Raw genomic sequence first — 21,920 nt, 5'->3', positions numbered from 1 at the left:
TCGACGACCCTGGGGATGATCCTCTTCCTCACCTTCGTGGCCGCCACCCTGGGGATCACCTTCTGGGCGAGCCGGCAGACCAAGACGGCCGCCGACTACTACGCGGGCGGCCGGTCGTTCACGGGCGTGCAGAACGGCCTGGCGATCGGCGGCGACTACATGTCGGCCGCCTCCTTCCTCGGGATCGCCGGCATCATCGCGCTGTCCGGTTATGACGGGTTCCTGTACTCGATCGGCTTCCTGGTGGCGTGGCTGGTCGCGCTGCTGCTGGTGGCCGAGCTGATGCGGAACTCCGGCAAGTTCACCATGGCCGACGTGCTGGCGTTCCGGATGAGCCCGCGCCCGGTGCGCACGGCGGCCGGCGTGTCCACGATCGTGGTGAGCATCTTCTACCTGCTGGCCCAGATGGTCGGCGCGGGCGCGCTGGTCGGCCTGCTGCTCGGCATCACCACCGAGGCCGGCAAGATGTGGACGATCGTCGGCGTGGGCGCGCTGATGATCGTATATGTGGTGTTCGGCGGCATGAAGGGCACCACCTGGGTCCAGATCGTCAAGGCCGTGCTGCTGATGGGCGGCGCCGCGCTGGTGACGGTGCTGGTGCTGGCCAAGTTCGGCTTCAACCTGTCGAGCCTGCTCGGCCAGGCGGCCACGACCAGCGGCCCCAAGGGCAACCCCGAGGCGTTCCTCAGCCCCGGTCAGAAGTACGGCACCGAGGCGCAGGGCCTGGCCGGCAAGATCGACCTCATCAGCCTCGGTCTCGCCCTCGTGCTGGGCACGGCGGGCCTGCCGCACATCCTGATCCGCTTCTACACCGTTCCCACCGCCAAGGACGCCCGCAAGTCCGTCCTGTGGGGTATCGGCATCATCGGCACGTTCTACCTGCTGACTCTGGTCCTCGGCTTCGGCGCGGCGGCCCTGGTCGGCAAGACGGCGATCGTCGCGGGTGACAAGGCGGGCAACACGGCCGCTCCGATGCTGGCGCAGGCGATCGGCGCGGACATCTTCGGCCCGGTGGGCGGCACGATCCTGCTGGCCCTGATCGGCGCCGTGGCCTTCGCCACGATCCTGGCCGTGGTCGCGGGACTCACCCTCGCCTCCTCCTCCAGCTTCTCCCACGACCTGTACGCGCACGTCTTCAAGCGCGGCCAGGCCACGGAGCGCCAGGAGGTCCTGGTGGCCCGCGTCTCCGCCCTGGTCATCGGCGCCGTCGCGATCGGCCTGGGCATCCTCGCCCAGGGCCAGAACGTGGCGTTCCTGGTGGCGCTGGCGTTCGCGGTGGCGGCCTCGGGCAACCTGCCCGCGATCCTCTACAGCCTGTTCTGGAAGAGGTTCAACACCGTCGGCGCGGTCTCGGCCATCTACGGTGGCCTGGTCTCGGCCCTGGTCCTGGTGATCTTCTCGCCGGTCGTGTCCGGCGGCGAGACGGCGCTGTTCAAGACGGCCGACTTCGTGCTGTTCCCGCTGAGCAACCCCGGCATCGTCTCGATCCCGCTGGGCTTCCTGTGCGGTTACCTCGGCACGATCCTCAGCAAGGAGTTCAACGCCGCCAAGTACGCCGAGATCGAGGTCCGCTCGCTCACGGGTGTCGGCGCGGAGAAGGCGACGGAGCACTAGACGCCCTGCTCCCTCCCCAAGGCGCCCGTCCCCCTGCCCCAGGGCGCCTGCCACCGAGGACCCGGCCTTGCCCAAGGCCGGGTCCTCTCGCATGTACGGGATCCCCGCCGGGCCATGACACCCCACCCGGTAACGTCGGATCATGCGAGTATTCGTTGCGGGCGGCACCGGTGCGATCGGCGGTCACACGATTCCGGCGCTGCTCAGAGCCGGGCACGAGGTGACCGCTCTCGCGCGCACGCCCGGCAAGGCCGCCGCGCTCGCCGACCAGGGCGCGATGCCCGTGCGGGTGTCGCTGTTCGACCAGGAGGCGCTCACTCCCGTCATGGCCGGCCACGACGCGGTGGTGAACCTGGCGACCGCGATCCCGTCCATGGACAAGTTCATGAACACCGAGGCGATCGACGCCAACTACCGCGTCCGCGCCGAGGGCTCGGCCGCGCTGGCCGGCGCCGCCCTCGCCGCCGGCGTGGGCCGGATGGTGCAGGAGTCGGTCAGCATGGTCTACCGCGACCAGGGCGATCGCTGGATCGACGAGGACGCGCCGGTCGACGACTATCCGCTCACCCGGGGCAACTTCGCCGCCGAGGCGAGCGCGCGGCGGTTCGCCGAGACCGGGGGTGGGGCCGGGGTGGTCCTGCGCTTCGGCTGGTTCTACGGGCCGGGGGCCGCCCACAGCGAGCAGTTGTACGCGATGGCGCGCCGTCACGTGGGCATGGTGCTCGGCCGCCCCGACGGCTACGTGTCCTCGATCCACATGGACGACGCCGCCTCCGCCGTGGTGGCGGCGCTGGAGGTGCCGGCGGGGACGTACAACGTGGTCGACGACGAGCCGCTGACCAAGCGCGCCTACGCTTTCGCGCTCGCCCGCGCGGCCGGCGCCGCCACTTGGGTGAGCGGCCCCGGCCGGCTGGGTTACCTGTTCGGCGACCGGCTCACCTCGCTGACCCGGTCGCTGCGGGTCGGCAACGGCCGCTTCCGTACGGCGGCCGTCTGGTCACCCCGCCACCGCAGCGCCCGCGAGGGCTGGCTGGCCACGGCCCGCGACCTGGGCTAGAGCCACGGTTTCCGCACGATCGCCACAGATCAACGGGCCTCGCCGGTGGACGTGCTAGCCATCGAGGTCCTTGATGAAGACGACTCCATCGGTCTTGTCCAGGTGGCCGGGGTCCAGCGGAAAATAGCCATGGTTGTCCGCCCGTTCCGTGCGCAGGGTCAGCTTCTTCCCCTGGACGGCCTCGGAGAGGGCGCGGGCGTCGATGACCCGCCGGTCCAGGGCTGACAGGACGCCTTCCACGGTGTCGGGGCTCGGCGCGCCGATGCCCTGGTGGCGCATGGCGCCGATGGCCATGGCCAGGAACGCGTACTCGTCGCCGAGTTGCGCGCCGGCGATCGCGCCCGCGCTCCACCACTCCAGTGCCATGTCGGCCAGTTGCCACGTGCTCTTCTCGCGCTGGAGATGCCTGTTCGCGGCGAAGACGAGCGTCGGGCCGCGGCGGGCCTCCTGCCGGGCGATGGCGAGGAGGTTGTCGGCCATCATGGCGTCGCGCAGGCTCATCAGCCGCCATACGCGGGCGGGGGAGGTGCCGGCCATGGCGGCGTGGTAGCGGAGCAGGAACGTGGCGCTGCGGCCGTACAGGGTGGCCCGCCACCACTCCTCGCGCGAGGTCCGGGCGATCAGGTGCGGCGACTCGGCCGTGAGCAGCGCCACCAGGTAGTCCGCGATCAGGTGCAGCTCGGTCACCTCCGGCGCGCCGCCCACCGACCGGGACGGGTCCATGGCCGCCGCCTGATCGGTCCACCGGGCGTCGTCGCCGGCGAGGCGTTCGATGGTGGCGGCGTCGCAGGGCAGGAGGCCGGCGTCCACGTGGGCGGCGAGGTAGCCGTGCAGGGCGGTGAGCGCCTGGCGGGGGCTGTGGGCGTACATCATCTCCAGAGGGCCGTCGAAGCCGAAGAAGCGCAGCTCGCCGGGGTGTTCCTCGTTGTGGGCGCGCATCAGGCGCAGGAGCTCGCGGTTGGCCTCGGACGCGCCGAAGCCGTGGCTGAAGCCGCGCGCCATGACGTCGTCGAGCGAGCCCGCGCCCGTGGTGACGTAGTCGTTCACGATCAGGCCCGCGAGGGCGTCGCTCTCGATCGCGATCGACCGGTAGCCCTCGTGCTCGACGAGCTCGCGGAAGATCTCGTTGCGTAGTTCCAGCAGCGCTTCCTCGCCGTGCGTGGGCTCGCCCAGACCGAGCAGGCGCGGGCGCGCGGGGAGGGAGCGGAGCAGGCCGATGACGGATGCCGAAGTCATGCCTTCAACGGTATCGTTGAACTTTCTGTGTAAACTTTGGCCGCTGCTTCGCCTTCAGAGGCGGGCCGACCTTCAACATGGTGAGGTGACGATGCCCGGCGCGCGACTCCGGCCGGTCGATCTCGCGCGCGAGCACGGCCTGTCCACCCAGGCGGTCAGAAACTACGAAGAGGCCGGCATCCTGCCACCGTCCGGCCGGACGCCGCACGGTTACCGCACCTATACTCCGCTGCACGCCCAGGCGCTGCGCGCGTTCCTCGCCCTGATCCCCGGCCATGGGCACCGGACGGCGACGTCGATCATGCGGGCCGTCACCGAGGACACCGTCGAGGAGGCGCTGCGGCTCATCGACGAGAGCCACGCCCAGCTCCTCGACGACCGGCGGACTTTGCTGGCCGTCGAACGCGCCCTGCGCGACCTGGAACCCCCGGAACCGGAGACCGCCGGCGTCACCTTCATCGGGCCGCTCGCCAGGCGGCTCGGCATCCGGCCCGCGACGCTGCGCAAGTGGGAGCGCGCCGGCCTGGTGCGCCCCGACCGCGACCGGCGGACCGGCTACCGCGTCTACACCCCCGCCGACGTGCGCGACGCCCTGCTCGCCCACCAGCTCAGGCGCGGCGGCTACCTCCTGGAGCAGATCGCTCCGCTGCTCGCGCAGGTGCGGGCGGCGGGCGGGCTGGCACCCCTGGAGACGGCCCTGCACGACTGGCACGGCCGCCTGTCGGCCCGGGGCCGCGCCATGCTGACCGGCGCCGCCGCCCTGGACACCTACCTGACAGACCGCGACGGCCTCCCTTGACCCTGCCCGCTCGTCACAAGAACTACTGGGGATCCTGATCGGCTTCGGGGGCGCCTTCTCGCGTGTCCGGCGTGATCAGCTCTACCTCGTTCTCCGCCAGCGCCTCCAGGAGATCGGGCGGTGGAGTGGAGTCGGTGACGAGGTAGTCGGCGCCGCCGAGCTCGGACACCTGGGCGAAGAGCCGGCGACCGAACTTGGAGGAGTCGGCCAGGATCGCCACCCGCGCCGCCCGGGAGATCATCTCTCGCATCATCGCCGCCTCGGCGAGGTTGCTCGTCGTGTATCCGGCGGCCGTCGAGACGGCGCCGACCCCGATCAACGCCAGGTCGCAACTGATGTCCAGCTCGCTTCCGCCGGACGCCCGGAAGCTGACAGGGCCGATGGTGGCCAGCGTGAGGGTGCGGACCGCGCCTCCGAAGACGTACACGTCGCGGACGGCCGAGGGTGACAGCGCGGGGGGTACGAGCAGACTGTTCGTCACCACCGTCAGGTCCCGGTGGTTGCGCAGGTTCCGGGCTACGGCGAGCGTGGTCGTGCCGCCGTTGATCATGACGATCGAGCCGTCCTCGACCAGCGACGCGGCGAGTACCGCGATCTTTTCCTTCTCGCGTTCCTCCATCTTGAGCCGCACGTCCACGGCCCGGTCGACCCGGGAGAGGGTCGACTGACTGACGGCTCCGCCGTAGGTGCGGACCAGGACGCCGTCGGCGCTGAGCTGGTCCAGGTCCCGCCGGATCGTGTCGATGGAGACGCCGAAGCGCTCCGCGAGTGCGCTGACCGTGACCTGCCCGGTCTCGGCGACGTATGCCGCTAGCTGGGCTTTTCGTCCTGCGGGTAGACGACGCTGCCGGTCGTCTTCGTCAAGGGTCACCGACCCTCCCCTCTCTGCGGTAGTTGCGCGGTGTACTCACGCAACAAAGGAGTGATACAGGTCCTAGAACCGCAGACTACCGCACAATGCTGCCCTTGCCGGGCAAGATGCCGCTTGCTTCGAGAGCTCGACATCAGGAAACCTCGGTGTGGGAGCACTTCTTTCGGTTGTGTGCCGAACTGTGCTGGATTTTGCGTTACTAGGTCTTGTGATGTGACGTCACGCGTTGTTAATGTGGCGGAAATCAGCAAAGAGCGGTAACGCCAGTACGGCAAGGAGGTCGCGATGACCGGAGGCAGCACCCGGTTGCAGACCCGGACGCGACGGCTACTCGGGGCGATGGCGGTGGTCGTTCTCGGCGCCACCGCCGTGGGGTGTGGTTCCACCTCGGGATCGAGCGGAGGGTCGGGCGGGGACGGGCCGGTCACCCTGGAGTTCGCGCAGTGGTGGGCGCCGGAGCTACCGGCGGGATCGTTCGACAAGCTCATGTCGGAGTTCACGGCGCAGAACCCGACCATCAAGGTCAAACTGCTGAGCGGTCCGTACGCGTCCACGAAGCAGCAGTTGGTGTCCGGAGCGGCGTCGAGGACGCTGCCCGATGTCGTGGGCCTCGACGGCGCGTGGGTGAGCGACTTCGCCAAGCAGGGTTCCATCGCCGATCTGTCCGAGCTCATGACGGCTGCGAAGTACGACTCCAGCCAGCTCGCGAGCCAGATACAGATCAAGGGGAAGACCTACATGATCCCCGTGGTGAACTTCGTCTATCCCCTGTTCGTCAACAACGACCTGCTTGCGAAGGCGGGGATCAAGACGCCGCCGAGCACGCGCACGGAGTTCTCGGAGGCGGCCAAGAAGATCAGCGCGCTCGGCGGCAACGTCAAGGGCTGGGCCCTGCCGCTCGACACCGCCGTTCCCAACGGTGTCCAGAACGACGTGATGTCATGGCTGTGGGCGTCGGGCGGCAGCATGCTCACCAAGGACGGCAAGCCCGACCTGACCGGCCAAGGCGTCAAGAACACCGTGAACTTCGTCAAGAGCCTCAACGACGCGGGCGTCATCGCGCCGGGAACGCTCACCATGAAAGAGCAGGACAAGGTCGAGAAGTTCGCCACCGGCCAGGTCGGCATGGTGATCGATTCTCTGGCGCACATCACGCTGATCAAGAAGAACAATCCGAAGCTGGACTTCACGGTGGTGCCGATCCCGGCCGAGGACGGCTACACCGGCAAGCGCGGCATCCCGTACGCGTCCTGGGGCATCGGCGTCGCCGAGTCCTCGGAGCACAAGGCCGAGGCGTTCAAGCTGGTCCAGTTCCTGATGAACAAGCAGGCGAACGCGCAACTGAGCACGCTGGCGAACGGCTTCCCCGGCAACAAGACGGCCGAGCCCGACTTCAGCACGAGTGACCCGCTGTTCAAGACGGCCTTCGACATCTACAAGGCGGGGTATCCCGCCAACGAGTTCGTGGGACTGCCGAAGTCCGAAGACCTCATGCGCAGCTTCGATGAGCAACTGCAGCTCGCGCTCACCGGCAAGCAGAGCGTCGACGACGCCCTCAACAAGGCACAGCAGGCCTGGGCGCCGGTGCTCTGACCTTCCGTACTTCGTGGGCCGCGCCGACCGTGCGGCGCGGCCCCGAACCAAGGAGACATCGATGGAAACCGCGAAACTCGATCCCGCGGGCCCCCCGGGAGCCGCGAAATCGGCATCGGACTCCTCTGCGGGCCGGCGGAGAAGGGCGCGGCCTTTCCCCGTGCGGCGTGTCGTCCCGTACGGCTATCTCTCGCCGACGCTGATATTGATCTTTGTGCTGATGATCATCCCCATCACGATGGTGGTCGGCTATTCCTTCAAGGACAATGTGATCGTCGAGCAGAATCCGGTCTTCGCCGGTCTCGCCAACTACGCCACGGTGCTCACCGATCCCGACTTCCTGGCGGCGCTGAAGAACACGTTCATCTTCATCATCGTGAGCACCGTCGCCCATCTCGGCCTCGGGCTGGCCTTCGCCACGATGCTCAACACGCCCTTGCTGGGCGGAATGACGAAAGCCATCTTCCGCATCGTCTACATCCTGCCCTGGCTGTTCACGGTCGCCGTGATCGCGGTCATCTGGCGGCTCATGCTGGACCCGTCAGGGGTGGTCAACTACCTGCTGACCGCGATGGGCGTGATACAGGCGGAGGTGAGCTGGCTCTCCGACCCGAACATGGCGCTCTGGGCCCTGACGTTCATCAACATCTGGGCCGGCTTCCCCTTCTTCATGATCAGCATCCTCGCCGGGTTGCAGGGAATCTCGCCCGTTCTGTACGAGGCGGCCTCCGTGGACGGCGCGACCGCTTTCCGCCAGTTTCGCAATGTGACGATTCCGCAACTGAAACCGGTGCTCCTCAGCATGGCCGTGCTCGATCTCATCTGGACCTCCCAGCAGTTCGCCCTCATCTGGATGACCACAGGTGGTGGCCCGCTGAATGTCACCGAGATGCTCAGCACCTACACCTACAAGCAGGCCTTCAGCAGTTACGAGTTCGCCACCGCGTCCGCCGCCGCCGTCATAGTCCTGCTGCTCACGATGATTCTGGCCTTCTTCTACGTTCGCCTGCAAAAGGAGAGGTGATCATCCGTGCTCACCCGCAAAAGGCGGCGCCTCGGCGCGAAGATCGCCGTGTTCGCAGGTTTGTGCGCCGGTGCGGCCTTCGCCGGTCTTCCGGTCGTGTGGATGCTGTCGACGTCGTTCAAGACCAACGGGGAGGTCTTCCAGGTTCCGCCGCGGCTTGTCACCGACAATTTCTCGTTCGACGCCTACGGCAAGATCCTGGGCGACACGACCCAGTTGAGATTTTTCATCAACAGTTACATCGTCGCGCTGACGGTCACGGCATTGACCTTGTTCGTGGCGATCCTCGCGGCGTATGGATTCAGCCGCTACAACTTTCCGCTGAAGCGATCCATCAATGCCGTGATCGTGACCGTTCAGGCGGTGCCGCCGATCACCCTCGTCATTCCCTATTTTGGTCTCGTGGTGGGGCTCGGCCTGTACAACACCTATCCGGGCCTGATTCTCACGCACATGGTGTTCACCCTGCCCTATGCGATCATCATGATGACCGCGTACTTCAACACCCTGCCCCGGGAACTGGACGAATCCGTCAAGGTGGACGGGGCGTCGAGCTGGACGGCTCTCTGGCGGATCCTGGTGCCCATTTCGACTCCCGGGCTCGTCGCCGTCGGCGTCTACACCTTCATGATCTCGTGGAACGAATATCTGTTCGCGCTGACCCTCACTCGTACCGATGACATGCGAACCGTTCCCATCGGCATCCAGCTCCTGATGGGCCAGCACTCCTACGAGTGGAACCAGATGATGGCCATGAGCATCCTCGGATCCATTCCGGTGCTCGTGTTGTTCCTGCTCTTCCAGCGGCGATTCATCGGTGGCCTCACCTCCGGCGCCGTCAAGGCCTGACGCACTGTGCCCGTCCCGATCGATAATTCACCACCAAGAAGGAGAAACAAAGCAATGCTAACGACCGGCAAGGTGCTCTTGGCCGTCGCGAACGAAAGAAACTTCGCGGTGCCCGCCTTCAATATCAGTGACTACGCCATGTTCAACGGCATCGTGGACATCAGCGAAGAGAAGAACGCGCCGCTTTTCATCGGGATCCATCCCGACGAGGTGCGGCACATCGGCGTGGACGTGATCGCCGCGATGACCCAGCGAGCCCATCGGTCGTCCGTGCCGATCGCGATTCACTGGGACCACGGCGCGACCTATCAGGAGATGCTGACCGCGATCCGGATCGGCTTCACCTCGGTGATGATCGATGCCTCGATGCAGTCCTTCGAGGAGAACATCGCGCTCTCCAGGAAGGTCGCCGACACCGCGCACGCGGTCGGCCTGTCGGTCGAGGCGGAGCTGGGGACCATCGGCAAGACCGACGGCGAGGCCGAGGACGGCAGCGACGCGATCATCTACACCGACCCGGCGGACGCCGTGACCTTCGTGCGGGAAACCGGGGTGGACAGTCTCGCCGTGGCCATCGGCACCTACCACGGCATCTACCCGAAGACCCTGAAGCCGGAGCTCAAGCTCGACCTGCTGAAGGAGATCAAGGACCGGGTCAGGATCCCCCTGGTGCTGCACGGCGGCTCGGGCAATCCCGACGAGGAGATCGCGCAGTCGGTCAAGCTCGGCATCAACAAGATCAATATCTCCAGTGACATCAAGCTGGCCTACCACATGAAGATGCGTGAAGTCCTGGCCGATGAGGGCCTGCGCGAACCGCTCTCCATTCAGCCGCCGTGCATCGACGCGATGAAGGCGGTGGCCGGGCAGAAGATCGACCTCTTCGAAGCGGCCGGCAAGGCCTCTCTGTACTGACATGACCAGTCATGTGGTCCTGGGCTTGGGGGGATGCGTCGACTACGAACTCAAGCTGTCCTCGCCGGTCTTGAATCGGCTGGTCGGCGAATACCGGATCCACCATGCCGAGCTGACGTCATCGGTCACCGTGACCACCGAGCGCGAGCTGGTCATCTCGATTCTCAGCTACCTCGACAAGGGCGGAGGAGGCGAGCACTTCGTCGCCTCCTCCGAATGCCTGAGCGCGTTCGCGGGGCGATTCCCCAAACGAACGACCTTGGGCGGGACCTCCGTTCGGGCGGCGATGGAGATGAGCCGGCTCGGCGTACCGTCCACCCTGCATCTGGTCAGCCTCAACGACATCGTCCGCCGTCTGCTGCCGGCAGACTGCGACTACATCTGCAGCGGCGACCAGGACACCCTCTATCCGCACCTGATCGTGCAGTACGACCAGGGCATGCGGGTCCGGGCGGGTGACATCGACATCCGTGCGCCGTTTCCGAACCGATTGATCTATGTCAACGATCCGGCGAACGAGTCCATGCTGCTGAGCGATGAGCTGGGCTCGTCGCTTCGCGACGCACGGGTCTTTCTGATCTCCGGATTCAACGCGGTACGGGACCGGCGAACACTCGACCTGCGTCTGTCGGCGCTGAGAGACCACATGCGACGACTTCCGGCCGAGGTGGTGGTCTACTACGAGGATGCCGGATTCCACGAGCCGGGCCTCAGCCAACGGGTCCGCGACGCGCTCGTGGAAGTCATCGACATTTACGGACTGAACGAAGACGAACTGCAGGCGCACCTGGGCCACGCCGTCGACCTGCTCTCCGTGGCGGAGGTGGCACGTGCCCTCGAATCGCTGCGAGCCCTCATTTCCGTGCCGACGCTGGTGGTGCACACCAAGTATTGGTCGGCGGCGTTCGGTGAGAGAGCCGGCGAGTACGCGGAGTCGCTGAACGAGGGCATCGTGATCGCCAGCACTCGCTACTGTCACGGCGACGCGTACACGAACCACCACGACGAACTCATGCGGAACCGTCAGAGGCGAACGGAGTCCGTGGAGTTCGCCGCGGCCCTGGAAAGCCGAATGGGCGGGGCCGTTCGTTGCCTGCCAGGCTTCGATCTCGACGTCGCCGCGCCCACGACCGTCGGGCTCGGCGATGCGTTCGTCGGCGGTTTCCTCGCCGCGCTCGCCCAGGGCGGTTCAGGTGGCCGGCGCGGCACGTGAGACGGCTCGTCTTCTCATCAGGTGCCCAAGGGGAAGGCGCCGGCCTCGCTCCAGTGTTCGCCGTCGTCGCACACCAGCAGCGACACGGCCCTGGCGCGGCCGGTCAGGGGCAGTGCGGCGGCCACCAGGTCGACCTCGGCTTCGGCCGCCACGGTCAGGTGGGGGATGACGGTGTCGAATCGCCCGCCGTACGGAGGCGCCTCCGGCCAGCGGGCGACCACCGCCTCGGTCAGCCGGACGAACGGGTCCGCCGGCTCGGGCACCAGATAGACCACGTCGGGAAACCGGCCGATCTCGCGGAAGGTCACCTCGAAGGCCGGATGGCGCAGGAACAGCTCCCGTAGCTCATCGCGTATCGTGTCATCGACCCGGCTCACGTGCAGGAACGGCACCAGCACCGTGACGTGCGCCAGGAAGCCGAGCTCCCGCGCCCGCCACCGCCGCACCAGCGGCTCGGCCTCCGGCACGTTGACGATGAGCGCGGTGTCACCCACCGAGGACATGATCGGTCTCCTTCGTTCGCCGCATGGCCTCGATGCCCGCCACCAGCAGGTCGAGCACGGTCTCGAACAGGGCGTCCGGCGCGAGGGCGGCGGCGTCGCCCGCGGCCTCCGCTTCGGTCAGGTGCGGGAGCTCGGCGGGCGCGGCCGGCGGGAGCCCGCCCCACGTGGCCGGATCCGCGCCCGGCGGCGGACGGTCGTGCCAGGCGTCCCAGACCTCCGCGAACCCGGCGACCTGCAGGACGGTGACCGCCCAGGCCCGGTACGCGTCCCGCGGGGACAGCCCGATCTCCAGGAAGAACGCCACCAGCGCGTCGTCGGCGCGCAGCAGGTCGGCGGAGGCGAAGGCGGTCAGGTCTTCGGCGCGGGCCAGGGCGAGCAGCCCCGGATGAGCCCGGTACCAGGCGCGCAGCCGCCGGCAGTAACCGCGCAGGCTCTCCTCGGGCCGGGCCGGATCCAGGCGCGGCTCGGGCCGGGCGGCCTGGCTGAGGGAGATGATCAGCTCCAGCAGGTGGGCGCGATCGGTGACGTAGTTGTAGAGCGCCCTGGGAGACACGCCGAGCCGCTGCGCGAGGGCGCGCATCGTCAGCTCGGCCGGGCCCTTGTCACCGAGCAGGTCGAGCGCCGCCCGGGCGATGCCCTCTTTGGTGAGGGTCGGCCGCCCCGACCGGTATGCGGGCCGGCGGCGCCGCCTGACCTCACCGCTGTCCGACATCGGCCCATCCTAGCCGCGTCCCTTGAACTTCACACTCCGTTGACTTTAAGGTGAGGCGCATGGAATGGAACGCCATCGTCGGTCACGGCATCGGCTACGGCCTGGTCATCAGCCTGTTATTCACCATCGCCCTGCTCGCGGGCTTCGCGGTCAGCAGGGACTTCCTGCTCGGCGACTACCCGCCGGCCATCCAGGAGCGCTACGGCAAACCCAGGAGCGCCCGAGGCGGAAAAGTGGCGATCTGGGTGGGGATCCTGTTCTGGGGCGTGTGCTTCCTGCCCCTGCTGACCGCCGCCGTGCTCGATCTGCGCGCCTCGATCGGCCACGACCTGGGCTTCTGGCGTGCCGCCGCCTGCGCCGCGATCGCCTTCGCCACCATGACGCTCTTCGACCTGGTCGTCCTCGACTGGCTCATCCTCGCCGGCCTGCGCCCCGCCCTCATGGTCCTGCCTGGTACGGAGGGCATGAAGGAGTATCGTGACCTGTGCTTTCACGCCGTGGAGGCGCTCAAGGGCAGCCCGCTGATCCTGGTCGTCGGCCTCGTCGCGGGCGGCCTGACCACGGCCGCGGAGGCGATCGTCTAACGGTGGCTCATTGGCCGCGGAGGCGATCACCTGAGGCCGGCTCATTTCGACAATCCAGAAAAAGCCAGCTCAAAGCCCCTGTGGAGCCTTTAGCCTGCGGGATATGTCAGATTCGCTCACGTTCGCGAACCTCCTCGACGACGCGGCTCTGCTCTCCCTGGAGCACCAGTTGCACCTTGAAGAGGTCCTCGCCGACCATAACTGGAACGTCGACCTCCAGAGGCGGCACTTCGAGTTCGCCACCCCCGGCCGCACGATCGTCTGCACCCGCTTCCACCTGCTCGGCAGCGCCGCCCCCGGCCCGGGCTCGTGGTTGTGGGCCTGGGCGAACCCATCCGGCTTCCCCGAGGAGCTCACCGAGGCGTCCGCGCGGCTGCGCGACTTCGGCCAGCAGTACGGCATCCCCGAACTGGCCTCCGCCGAAGTCCCGTTCAGGGCCCTGCCCGGCTCCCCGTCGGAGCCGCACCTGGCCGCCGGGCTCATCACGGAGGCGGCCAAGGCCGTGACCGGTGGCTGGACGTCGTACAACGGCGACGCCGGCGGCGGCACCCGCGCGGCGTTCCTGGTGGAGCACCCGGACTTCCAGCTCCCGCCGCCCGAGCCGGCCCGCGTCATGCGCGTCATCCAGCAGGCCCTCACCGGCCTGCTCCTGACCGACCACCGGCGCGCCCTGTCCAGCTACGCCGCCAAACGCGGCCTCGGCGCGACATTCGACCGCGATCACGCCCGGCTCACGGGGCCGGGCTTCGAGGCCATGATCGAGTTCGACGAGTACGGCCGGGTGGCCGGCATCAAGGCGAGCCTGTCTGGCGGGTAAATCATCAGAGGTTCGCGTCCCGGCCCTGGACGAGATCCGGGGCGCAACGCAAGATCCTCACATTGAGACTGCCTCCCGGCTTCGACCCCGCGAACGCGCGGTCGACGCCGACGCTCGGGCTCGGGGCTCCCGTCCCGAGCCCCATGCGAGAGGGCTTCCAACGGGACGGCACGCCCGGTCGTTGACCGCATCTGGGCCGAGCACGCCGGCCAGTGGCAGCGTCCGGATGTGCCACACCGGCCGGCGGCCGTACCCGGGCCGACGAAACTCGGCCGCCGGACCGGCAGCGGCGCCCGGAACCGGGTGTTGGAGCCGCCGTGCATGGCCACGCCCTCATGCGGAGGAATCACCCGAGGCCGCGCCACCCACCCGCGTCAGAAACGTTCCACGGCGGCTATTCCGCGTACGGCTGATCCGCACCCTGAGCGCTGTAGCCGAGACTCCAGACGTACCCGTCCAGGTCCGCGAAGGAGCCACCATACCCACCCCACGGCAAAGCGCCCGCAGGGTTGAGAATCGTGGCGCCCGCCTTCCCGGCCTCCGCCATGATCTCGTCGACCCGCGCCTCACTACGGACGACGTAGGTAAGGACCATCCCGCTGAAGCCGCTGCCCTCGGGGCTCGTACCCACCTGGTCGGCCAGGCCGTCGCGGCCGTAGAAGCCGACGAGCGAGCCCCCGTCCGGCTCGAAGAACACCGAGACGCCGTAGTCGTCCTTGACCTTCCACCCGAGCCCCTCGATGTAGAACCGCTTGGCCCGGTCCAGGTCCCGGACGCCGAGGAGGATCGAGCTCACGTGCGCTTTCATTCTGTGTCTCCCTGTGTACGTACTGTCTGAGCCGGCCAGGCCGCCTGTCACATTGCCGTGAGTGCGCCGGTCAATTGATATGACCGCCGAAATGGAGGAATGTGACACATGGCCGAGCAAGACTGGGTGAGCGAGCGGTTCGCCGAGCACCAAGACCGCTTGCACGCGGTGGCCTACCGGATGCTCGGTTCACCCGGTGAGGCCGAGGACGCGGTGCAGGAGGCGTGGCTGCGGGTCACCCGCGCCGACACCGGCCAGGTGGAGAATCCGGGCGGGTGGCTGACCACGGTCGTCGCCCGGGTCTGCCTGAACATGCTCGAAGCCCGCAGGAACCGGCACGAGGAGCCGGCCGGCGCGCTGCCGCCCGAACCGGCCGTGCCGCACGCGAGCATCCGCCCCACCGGCCAGGCCGGTCCCGAGGACGAGGCGCTGCTGGCCGATTCGGTCGGTGTCGCGCTGATGGTGGTACTGGACGAGCTGACTCCCGCCGAACGGCTCGCGTTCGTCCTGCACGACGTCTTCGCCGTGTCGTTCGGCGAGATCGGCACCGTCATCGACCGCTCACCGGCGGCGGCCCGGCAACTCGCCAGCCGGGCCCGGCGCCGGGTACAGGGAGCGGCCGAGGCCTCCGATGCCGCACGATCGCGCAAGCGGGAGATCGTCGCCGCCTTCCTGGCCGCCTCCCGCAACGGGGATTTCGCCGCCCTGCTCGACCTGCTCGATCCGGACGCCGTGTTCGGCGAGGTTCACGGCGGCCACGCGGTGGCGACGTTCTTCTCCGGACGCGCCCAAGCCGCCCGGCTCGCCCTGGTCGACGGCGTTCCGGCGGCCGTCTGGGTCCACCACGGCCGGCCGAAGGCCGTCTTCAGGTTCGCCATCAGCGACGAGAAGATCACCGGCATCGTCATCGACACCGACCCGGAGGGGCTCCGCGACCTCGACATCGTCTATCTTCCCCGCCGGCGGCAAGGAGCGGCATCGACCGGCACGGATCTCAGGCTCTCGTCCTGCACTCTCGCCGTCCACGATCTCGACGAGGCGCTTGGTTTCTACCGTGACGTGCTCGGTTTCGAGGTACGCGATGACGTCGCGTACGAGGGGACGCGGTGGGTGAGCGTCGGCCCGCCGTCACAGCCGCACGTACGGATCCTCCTCGAATCGCCCGGCGCGGACCCGGGCGTCTCGCCGGCCGACCGGCGGTCGATCGCGGACCTGATGGCCAAGGGCCTGCTCGACCGTCTCGTCTTCGTCACCGACGACTGCGACGCCATCTTCGAGCACATCGAGGCCACGGGCGCCGAAGTGATGCAGGAGCCGATCAACCGGTCCGGCGGCGTCCGCGACTGCGCCTTTCTCGACCCCTCCGGCAACATGGTGCGATTCACCCAGCGCAGCCGATAGTCGGGCTGTCACATTTCTCCGTTTCGGCGGTCATATCCATTGACTCGGAAAACCCCGAAATCATCAGGAGAGAATGGTGACACTGCAGGTGAACGCCATCATGCTCGGCGTCAAGGACCTGGCCCGCGCCAAGAAGTTCTATGCCGAGGGCCTGGGCTGCGAGATCGACAAGGACACCCGTCATTTCGTCTCGCTCCGCCTGGGAGCGGGATTTCCGCAATTGGCGCTCTACGAATGGGAGGCGGCGGCTCAGGACGCCGGCGTCTCCCCGGAGGGATCCGGCTTCCGCGGCGCCTCATTCCACATCCACCCCGACTCGCGGGAGGCGGTGGACGAGATCATGCGCGGTGCGGTGGCCGCCGGCGGCAGCGTGGTCAAGGAGGCGGCTCCCGCCCAGTGGGGCGGCTACTTCGGCTACTTCAGCGACCCGGACGGCTACCTGTGGAAAGTCGCCACCTACGCCGCCTGACCCACGTACCTCATTTCTCGAAAGTTCGTGAAAGTTCTTGGAAGGACAGACGTATGCCCGCCCGAGTTTGGCCACGGCGCTTGATGACCGCCGTGTACTGGTTCCTGGCCTTGCAGTTCGCGCTGGGCGCCATCACCAAGTACTGGCCCGGCGAAACGTTCTTCGGCCCGCCCTATTCGGTGCAGTTCGTCGAATGGGGTTACCCGTCCTGGATGCGCTTCGTCATCGGCACGCTGGAAGGCGTCAGCGCCGTCCTGCTGGTGATCCCCAGAAGACGAACCCGTTTCCTGGGCGCCACCATGCTGGCGTTCGTACTCACCGGAGCGGTCACCACGCACATCATCAACCACGACGTGTTGAGTGAAAGCTGGGCCGCGCCGACGCACCTCGTCATCGCCTGCGTCATCGCGCTGGCCAACTGGCCCGCCGACTGGCGAGACCTCCTGCGGGCCGCCACCCCGCGCGCCGCGACCGACGGAGTGCCCCGCCCGGTCCGGCGCTGAGTACCCGTGCTCGCGTCAGCGGCGACAATAGAGCCGTGCAGGACTTATCGACCAAAGCCATCCTGGGGCGTGCGACCCTCGTCGGGTTGGTGACGGCCATCCTCCCGGCCGCCATCTGGGCGAAGACGCAAGGGGAAGACCTCGACGGGGCCGACCTCCAGCCGCCCTTGTTCCTCCTGGCGATAGTCCTGAGCACGGTGGGCGCGCGGCTGGCCGGGCTGCCCCGCTGGGGCGGGGCCGGTCTGGTCGGGGGCTCGGCGACCTGGTTGCTCATTGCCGCCCTCGCGGTCTGGGTGCCGGTGCCGGATTCGGAGCTGCTCGGCCCTCTACCGGCCCTTGTCGTCCCGGTCTACGTGGTCGGTGGTGCCGTCGGCTTCGCCCTGTCGGCGTGGTCGTTCATGGCGCCCCTTCGCTGGTGGGCGGTGGCCCTGGCCGTGGTCGTGCCCCTTGGGCCCTGGGGCGCGGCGCAGTACAAGCCGCAGATCCTGGCCTGGCTCGAAATCCGCAGCTTCGATAGGTCCGGCGTGCCGCTGATCGCCCCAGTGATCGAGGGCTACGAGCTGGTCCACGTGGATCTCAATCCCGCCGGGCAGAACGAGCCGGAACCGTCCACCTGGCTGGAGTACTGGCGGGACGCCACGCCGAAGCGGGAATTCTCCGAGATCCAGGTCACGGTCTGGCCCGCCGCGGCCGGTAAGCCGCGGGATTCCTGCCTGGCGGTCACCGAGAACCTCGGAGTTCCGCTGCGCTGCAAATCGCTCCCGGGCGACCGGTGGGTCCGGACCGGCGCCGGTTCCTCGTGGGTCACCGTCTTCGCCAGGTCGGGCGACGCGCTGGTCATGCTCAACGGTTCGAGTGTCGCCGAGGCCGACCTGGTGGCGGTGCTGTCCACCTTCCGTCCCATCTCGGCCGCCGAACTTGCCATGGCCACGTGACCAGGCTCGGTGATTCCGCGGTGGGCCGGTTGCGTCACCTGGCCTCCCGGCTGCCGATCGAACGTGATCGGCACCATCCAACTGGCAGGAACGTCTTACGCGCCAACCCGGTGATCGTTTCCGGTCACTGGGCGCCCGGTATGGGGGGTGTTACCTCGTCATGTCTCGGGAGAGCGGGAGAGGGCTGGAAGCCCTCTCACCCGGGGCTCGGGACGGGAGCCCCGAGCCCGATGGGCACGCCCGAGCGTCAGCGAGGACCGCAGAACGAGTCAGGTGCCGACGGGTTCGGCGCGGAGGCGGGCCGAGTGTTTGACCAGGGCGATCAGGACCTCTCTGCTCGACTCCCGCTTCCTGGCGTCGCACATGATGATCGGTATCGACGGGTTGAGCTGCAGGGCCAGGCGGACCTCGTCCAGTTCGAACGTGGGTGAGCCCTCGAAGCAGTTCACCGCCACCACGAACGGCGTACCCCGTCGTTCGAAGTAGTCCACCGAGGGAAAGCAGTCCGCCAGCCGGCGCGTGTCGGCGAGGATGACGGCGCCCAGGGAGCCCTCGGCCAGTTCGTCCCACACGAACCAGAACCGTTCCTGGCCGGGCGTGCCGAACAGGTACAGGACGTAGTCGGTGCCCAGGGTGATCCGGCCGAAGTCCATGGCGACGGTGGTGGTCCGTTTGGCCTCCACCGACGAGATGTCGTCGACGCCGATCCCGCGGTCGGTCAGCACCTCCTCGGTACGCAGGGGCCGGGTCTCGGAGACCGCTCCCACCATCGTCGTCTTGCCCGCGCCGAACCCGCCGGCGACCAGGATTTTGATCGCCGTCGGCAGGCGGGGGCGCTCAGAGCGAGCGAAGACCATCGAGCACCGCCCTGTACATCTTTATGTCGTGCATGTCCACCTCGGATTGTGGTTCCTGGGCAGAGACGAGTTCGCGGTCGAACAGGTCGCCGAGCAGTACCCGGATCGTGCCGGCCGGCAGGTCCAGGTAGGCGGCGATCTCGGCGACGGACTTGGGTTCGCGGCAGAGCTGGATGATCCGCAGGTGCTCCGGGTCCAGCCCGGCGTCCGGGCCCGGTGGCGGGCCCACCGCCAACGCCATGGAGATCAGGTCGAACCTGCCGTGGGCAGGCTGGGTACGGCCACGGGTCACGACATAGGGCCGGATGATCTCCGGATCCACCCAGTGTTCGTCCGTGGGCTCGTCGGCCCCTCTCACCGGTCGCTCCTCGCGACGGCCTCGGTGTTGCGGGCGCCGGAGGTGAGGTATTGGCCCACCCGGGCGACCATCATGGCCATCTCGTACGCGATCAGCCCGATATCGGCGTTCTGCGCGCACAGGACGGCCAGGCAGGCCCGCTCCCCGGCGTTGGTCACGATGAGGAACTGGTTCTTCCACTCCACGACCGTCTGCCGCACCGGGCCGCCGGAAATGTGCTCCGAAATGCCCTTGGCCAGGCTCTGCAACCCGGAGGCCACCGCGGAAAGGTGCTCTCCGTCGGTCCGCTGCAACCCGCCGGACGAGGCCATCAGCAAGCCGTCCGACGACAGCACGATGGCGTGGTCGGCCTCTTTGACCCGGCCGACAAGGTCATCGAGCAGCCAGTTGAGGTCGGTGCCTGAGGTGGGGGTCATGCCTCGCCTCCCGATTGCTCGTCCAGCATCTTGGCCGCTTCGGTGCGGCCGAGCCGGGTGCCTGACTGCAGAGATCCCATCATCGCGCGGATCTCCTCCGGCGAGCGCTCGTCATCGTCCTCCTCGAGGTCGGGCTGCGTGGGCATGTCGTCACGCAGCGCTGGCGCCAGATTGGCCTGGGGCACGCGAAGCGGCAGCCCTGAGGGTGTGAATTCGGCCACGGGTTGCTGCTCCGGTCCGGCCGGGGTTTCGGTTGGTGGTTCCGGGGCGGGCTCGGGGGCCCGCACAGGAGTGGGTATGCGCGTCGGTCCTGACAGCGGGGTGGGCGCCGGAACCGGGGTGGGGCGGGCGGGCTTGAGCGTGCGCACGTTCTCGGCCGTGGCGGGGCGCGTCGCCGTGGCGACGGCCGTGGGCCTGCGCGGCAGCCGTTCCCTGGTGTCGCCGTCCTGCGGCTCGGGCGTGGGGTCGAGCTGGACGAGCTCCTGCGGCAGCAGGACCACGACCGTCGTGCCGCCGTACGGGGACGGCTTGAGCACCACCTGGATCTCGTGCCGCCTGGCGAGCTGGCTGACCACGTAGAGCCCCAGGCGGGCGGTGCCGGTGATGCGGAACTCGGGCGGGTCCGCGATGCGCTCGTTGGCCGCGTCGAGGTCTTCGGGCTTCATGCCCAGGCCGCGGTCCTCGATCTCGATCACGTACCCGTTGGCCACGAGCTGGCCGCTGACCTGCACGTTCGTGTAGGGCGGGGAGAACGACACGGCGTTCTCGATCAGCTCGGCGAGCAGGTGGATGACGTCACCGACGGCGCGGCCGACGAGCACGACGTCGCCCATCGGCATGAGCGTGACGCGCGTGTAGTCCTCGACCTCGGCCAGCGCGCCGCGGACCACGTCCACCATGGGGACGGAGCGGCGCCACGTACGGGCGGGGGAGGAGCCGGACAGCACGATGAGATTCTCGGCGTTGCGCCGCATGCGGATGGCGAGGTGGTCGAGCCGGAAGAGCTCCTTCAGCTCCTCGGGGTCGGTCTCGCGGCGCTCCATGACGTCGAGGACGGTGAGCTGCCGGTGCACCAGGCCCTGCGTCCGGCGCGCCAGGCTGAGCAGGATGTCGCGGATGCTGCGGCGCAGCTCCGCCTGCTCGGCGGCGACGCTGATCGCGGTGCGCTGCACGGTGTTGAACGCCGTGCCCACCTGGCCGATCTCGTCCTCGCCGAAGTCGAGGTCGGGCACCTCCTTGGCCAGGTTCACCTCTTCGCCGCGGCCGATGCGTTCGACGACGCCGGGCAGGCGGTCGTCCGACAGTTCGTGGGCCGCGTCGCGCAGCTTCTTCAGCTGGGCGAGCAACTGCCTGGTCGTGGTGACGGACAGCACGATCGAGGCGATGACGGCCACCAGGCCGAGTCCGCCGGCCAGGACGAGGCGGCTGATGACGCCGACGGCGCCGGGGATGGCCCGGTCGACCAGCCGGTCACCGCCGTCGAGGATGAGCTTCTCCAGCGAGGCGCGGGCGGGCTCGGTGACGGCGCGCCACTCGGCGCTGGTCACGGCGGGCATGACGCCGACGTCCGACTGCTGCGCGAGCCGCTGCTCCACCGTGCGCAACTGCTGCACCGCGCGGCTCTTGGCCCAGGTCTGGTACGCGACCGCGTCCTCGGGCACGAGGTGGGCCGCCGCCTTCTCCAGCGAGATCCGGTAGAAGCCGGTCAACTGCACGAACTGGGTGTGCTCGGCCCGCGTGAACCCGCCTTTGGCCAGCGCGCCGGCGACGAGGGCGTCCTCGCGGGCCAGGTATTCGCTCGCCTGGCTGATCGACACCATGGTGCGGGCGTCCCTGGCGATCTCCTTGTCGTCCAGCGAGGCCACGGATTCGAACATGCGGTAGAGCGAGTCGACGATCTTGTTGTACGCGTCGGCGGCCTGGGCGCGGTCGAGCCGGCCGCTGTCGATCGTCTTGCGGGCCGCGCGGAGTCCCTTGGAGGTTTCGAGCGCCTCGTCGATGCGGCGCGTCAGCGGGCCGTCGGCCGCGAGCCGGACGCTGGCGCTCGTCGCGGACTCGGCGAGGACGGCCTGTGCCGCGTCGGTCTTGACCCGCTGGTCGCGCAGGGTCTTGTCGGGCAGCCGGGCGGAGCCGCCCAGGGCCTCCACCGTGAGCCGGCGCTCGCGCTGGAGCTCCGCGAGGAACACCTCGCTGGGCTGCACCGCGCCGCTGTCGACCGTGGTGGCTCCCACCAGGTTCACGCCCTCGCGCAGGGTGACCCAGGCGGCGAAACCCCACAGTGCGACCAGTGACACCAGCAGGGCTGTCACCTTTGCCCGCACGCTCGAGTTGCGCAAACGCATATTTAACCGTCCAGGTCAGAGAGGTGCGTTAAGTCGGATGTCAA

At 68.3% G+C, this 21,920-nt stretch carries 23 protein-coding genes; 14 read left to right on the top strand and 9 right to left on the bottom strand.

What is annotated here, in order from left to right; translation table 11 throughout:
- Positions 1-15: 15 nt before the first annotated feature.
- Both C4V41_RS07550 and C4V41_RS07545 read left to right on the top strand, forming a co-directional pair.
- Positions 16-1,614: a solute symporter family protein gene (locus tag C4V41_RS07550; protein ID WP_103955679.1), complete on the top strand. Its 1,599-nt coding sequence runs from the start codon at positions 16-18 to the stop codon at positions 1,612-1,614.
- A gap of 142 nt (positions 1,615-1,756) precedes the next feature.
- Complete coding sequence (locus C4V41_RS07545) at positions 1,757-2,671, top strand: NAD-dependent epimerase/dehydratase family protein (protein ID WP_103955038.1); 915 nt, start codon at positions 1,757-1,759, stop codon at positions 2,669-2,671.
- A gap of 54 nt (positions 2,672-2,725) precedes the next feature.
- Here C4V41_RS07545 and C4V41_RS07540 read toward each other — a convergent pair whose 3' ends face one another.
- Complete coding sequence (locus C4V41_RS07540; protein WP_103955037.1) at positions 2,726-3,907, bottom strand: erythromycin esterase family protein; 1,182 nt, start codon at positions 3,905-3,907, stop codon at positions 2,726-2,728.
- Positions 3,908-3,998: 91 nt separating this feature from the next.
- Here C4V41_RS07540 and C4V41_RS07535 point away from each other — a divergent pair, with 91 nt between their 5' ends.
- Positions 3,999-4,706, top strand: a complete 708-nt coding sequence (locus C4V41_RS07535; RefSeq protein ID WP_103955036.1) for a TioE family transcriptional regulator — start codon at positions 3,999-4,001, stop codon at positions 4,704-4,706.
- 22 nt (positions 4,707-4,728) lie between these two features.
- Here C4V41_RS07535 and C4V41_RS07530 read toward each other — a convergent pair whose 3' ends face one another.
- A complete protein-coding gene (locus C4V41_RS07530) occupies positions 4,729-5,577 on the bottom strand; it encodes a DeoR/GlpR family DNA-binding transcription regulator (RefSeq protein ID WP_103955035.1) in 849 nt (282 codons plus the stop codon).
- A gap of 285 nt (positions 5,578-5,862) precedes the next feature.
- On the opposite strand from C4V41_RS07530, the gene C4V41_RS07525 reads away from it, so the two are divergent.
- The 5 genes from C4V41_RS07525 (at position 5,863) to C4V41_RS07505 (ending at position 11,171) form a co-directional block, all read left to right on the top strand.
- The gene (locus tag C4V41_RS07525; protein WP_200823817.1) at positions 5,863-7,170 is read left to right on the top strand and encodes an ABC transporter substrate-binding protein; all 1,308 of its coding nucleotides are present in this window, start codon (positions 5,863-5,865) and stop codon (positions 7,168-7,170) included.
- 61 nt (positions 7,171-7,231) lie between these two features.
- Positions 7,232-8,194: a carbohydrate ABC transporter permease gene (locus C4V41_RS07520; protein ID WP_103955034.1), complete on the top strand. Its 963-nt coding sequence runs from the start codon at positions 7,232-7,234 to the stop codon at positions 8,192-8,194.
- Between the two features lie 6 nt (positions 8,195-8,200).
- Complete coding sequence (locus C4V41_RS07515; protein WP_200823816.1) at positions 8,201-9,043, top strand: carbohydrate ABC transporter permease; 843 nt, start codon at positions 8,201-8,203, stop codon at positions 9,041-9,043.
- 6 nt (positions 9,044-9,049) lie between these two features.
- Positions 9,050-9,958 carry a ketose-bisphosphate aldolase gene (locus C4V41_RS07510; RefSeq protein ID WP_200823815.1) on the top strand — a complete coding sequence of 303 codons (909 nt, stop codon included), beginning with the start codon at positions 9,050-9,052 and terminating at the stop codon, positions 9,956-9,958.
- Between the two features lies 1 nt (position 9,959).
- Positions 9,960-11,171 (top strand): ADP-dependent glucokinase/phosphofructokinase, encoded by a 1,212-nt coding sequence (locus tag C4V41_RS07505; RefSeq protein WP_103955032.1) that lies wholly within the window; start codon positions 9,960-9,962, stop codon positions 11,169-11,171.
- Positions 11,172-11,188: 17 nt separating this feature from the next.
- Here the strand turns inward: C4V41_RS07505 and C4V41_RS07500 are convergent, their stop codons facing one another.
- Positions 11,189-11,674, bottom strand: a complete 486-nt coding sequence (locus C4V41_RS07500; RefSeq protein WP_103955031.1) for a 2'-5' RNA ligase family protein — start codon at positions 11,672-11,674, stop codon at positions 11,189-11,191.
- The gene (locus C4V41_RS61725; protein WP_160150211.1) at positions 11,658-12,386 is read right to left on the bottom strand and encodes a TetR/AcrR family transcriptional regulator; all 729 of its coding nucleotides are present in this window, start codon (positions 12,384-12,386) and stop codon (positions 11,658-11,660) included. The genes C4V41_RS07500 and C4V41_RS61725 overlap by 17 nt, the downstream gene beginning before the upstream one ends.
- Before the next feature lie 59 nt (positions 12,387-12,445).
- On the opposite strand from C4V41_RS61725, the gene C4V41_RS07490 reads away from it, so the two are divergent.
- Both C4V41_RS07490 and C4V41_RS07485 read left to right on the top strand, forming a co-directional pair.
- A complete protein-coding gene (locus C4V41_RS07490; protein ID WP_103955030.1) occupies positions 12,446-12,970 on the top strand; it encodes a hypothetical protein in 525 nt (174 codons plus the stop codon).
- A 103-nt stretch (positions 12,971-13,073) separates the two neighbouring features.
- The gene (locus C4V41_RS07485; RefSeq protein ID WP_103955029.1) at positions 13,074-13,787 is read left to right on the top strand and encodes a DUF6882 domain-containing protein; all 714 of its coding nucleotides are present in this window, start codon (positions 13,074-13,076) and stop codon (positions 13,785-13,787) included.
- 394 nt (positions 13,788-14,181) lie between these two features.
- On the opposite strand, the gene C4V41_RS07480 is transcribed toward C4V41_RS07485, so the two are convergent.
- The gene (locus C4V41_RS07480; protein ID WP_103955028.1) at positions 14,182-14,595 is read right to left on the bottom strand and encodes a VOC family protein; all 414 of its coding nucleotides are present in this window, start codon (positions 14,593-14,595) and stop codon (positions 14,182-14,184) included.
- A 108-nt stretch (positions 14,596-14,703) separates the two neighbouring features.
- Between C4V41_RS07480 and C4V41_RS07475 the strand changes: the two genes are divergently transcribed.
- The 4 genes from C4V41_RS07475 to C4V41_RS07460 all read left to right on the top strand — a co-directional run bounded on the left by C4V41_RS07475 (position 14,704) and on the right by C4V41_RS07460 (position 17,903).
- A complete protein-coding gene (locus C4V41_RS07475; protein ID WP_103955027.1) occupies positions 14,704-15,996 on the top strand; it encodes a sigma-70 family RNA polymerase sigma factor in 1,293 nt (430 codons plus the stop codon).
- 73 nt (positions 15,997-16,069) lie between these two features.
- Positions 16,070-16,465: a VOC family protein gene (locus C4V41_RS07470; RefSeq protein WP_200823814.1), complete on the top strand. Its 396-nt coding sequence runs from the start codon at positions 16,070-16,072 to the stop codon at positions 16,463-16,465.
- Between the two features lie 53 nt (positions 16,466-16,518).
- Positions 16,519-16,968 (top strand): DoxX family protein, encoded by a 450-nt coding sequence (locus C4V41_RS07465; RefSeq protein WP_200823813.1) that lies wholly within the window; start codon positions 16,519-16,521, stop codon positions 16,966-16,968.
- A 35-nt stretch (positions 16,969-17,003) separates the two neighbouring features.
- Entirely contained in the window at positions 17,004-17,903 is a 900-nt protein-coding gene (locus C4V41_RS07460) for a hypothetical protein (protein WP_103955026.1), read from the top strand.
- A gap of 269 nt (positions 17,904-18,172) precedes the next feature.
- Here C4V41_RS07460 and C4V41_RS07455 read toward each other — a convergent pair whose 3' ends face one another.
- Genes C4V41_RS07455 through C4V41_RS07440 form a run of 4 tightly spaced genes read right to left on the bottom strand, consistent with a single transcriptional unit; the run spans position 18,173 to position 21,828 of the window.
- Positions 18,173-18,760, bottom strand: a complete 588-nt coding sequence (locus tag C4V41_RS07455) for a GTP-binding protein (protein ID WP_103955025.1) — start codon at positions 18,758-18,760, stop codon at positions 18,173-18,175.
- Positions 18,741-19,118 (bottom strand): DUF742 domain-containing protein, encoded by a 378-nt coding sequence (locus C4V41_RS07450; protein WP_103955024.1) that lies wholly within the window; start codon positions 19,116-19,118, stop codon positions 18,741-18,743. Before C4V41_RS07450 ends, C4V41_RS07455 begins: the two co-directional genes overlap by 20 nt.
- Entirely contained in the window at positions 19,115-19,534 is a 420-nt protein-coding gene (locus tag C4V41_RS07445) for a roadblock/LC7 domain-containing protein (protein ID WP_103955023.1), read from the bottom strand. The genes C4V41_RS07450 and C4V41_RS07445 overlap by 4 nt, the downstream gene beginning before the upstream one ends.
- A complete protein-coding gene (locus C4V41_RS07440) occupies positions 19,531-21,828 on the bottom strand; it encodes a sensor histidine kinase (RefSeq protein ID WP_235029960.1) in 2,298 nt (765 codons plus the stop codon). Before C4V41_RS07440 ends, C4V41_RS07445 begins: the two co-directional genes overlap by 4 nt.
- Positions 21,829-21,920 lie beyond the last annotated feature (92 nt).

This window comes from Nonomuraea solani, assembly GCF_900108335.1.
GTDB lineage: Bacteria > Actinomycetota > Actinomycetes > Streptosporangiales > Streptosporangiaceae > Nonomuraea > Nonomuraea solani.
The sequence above is the reverse complement of the archived record's forward strand: the minus strand, read 5'-3'. Positions and strand labels throughout refer to the sequence as shown.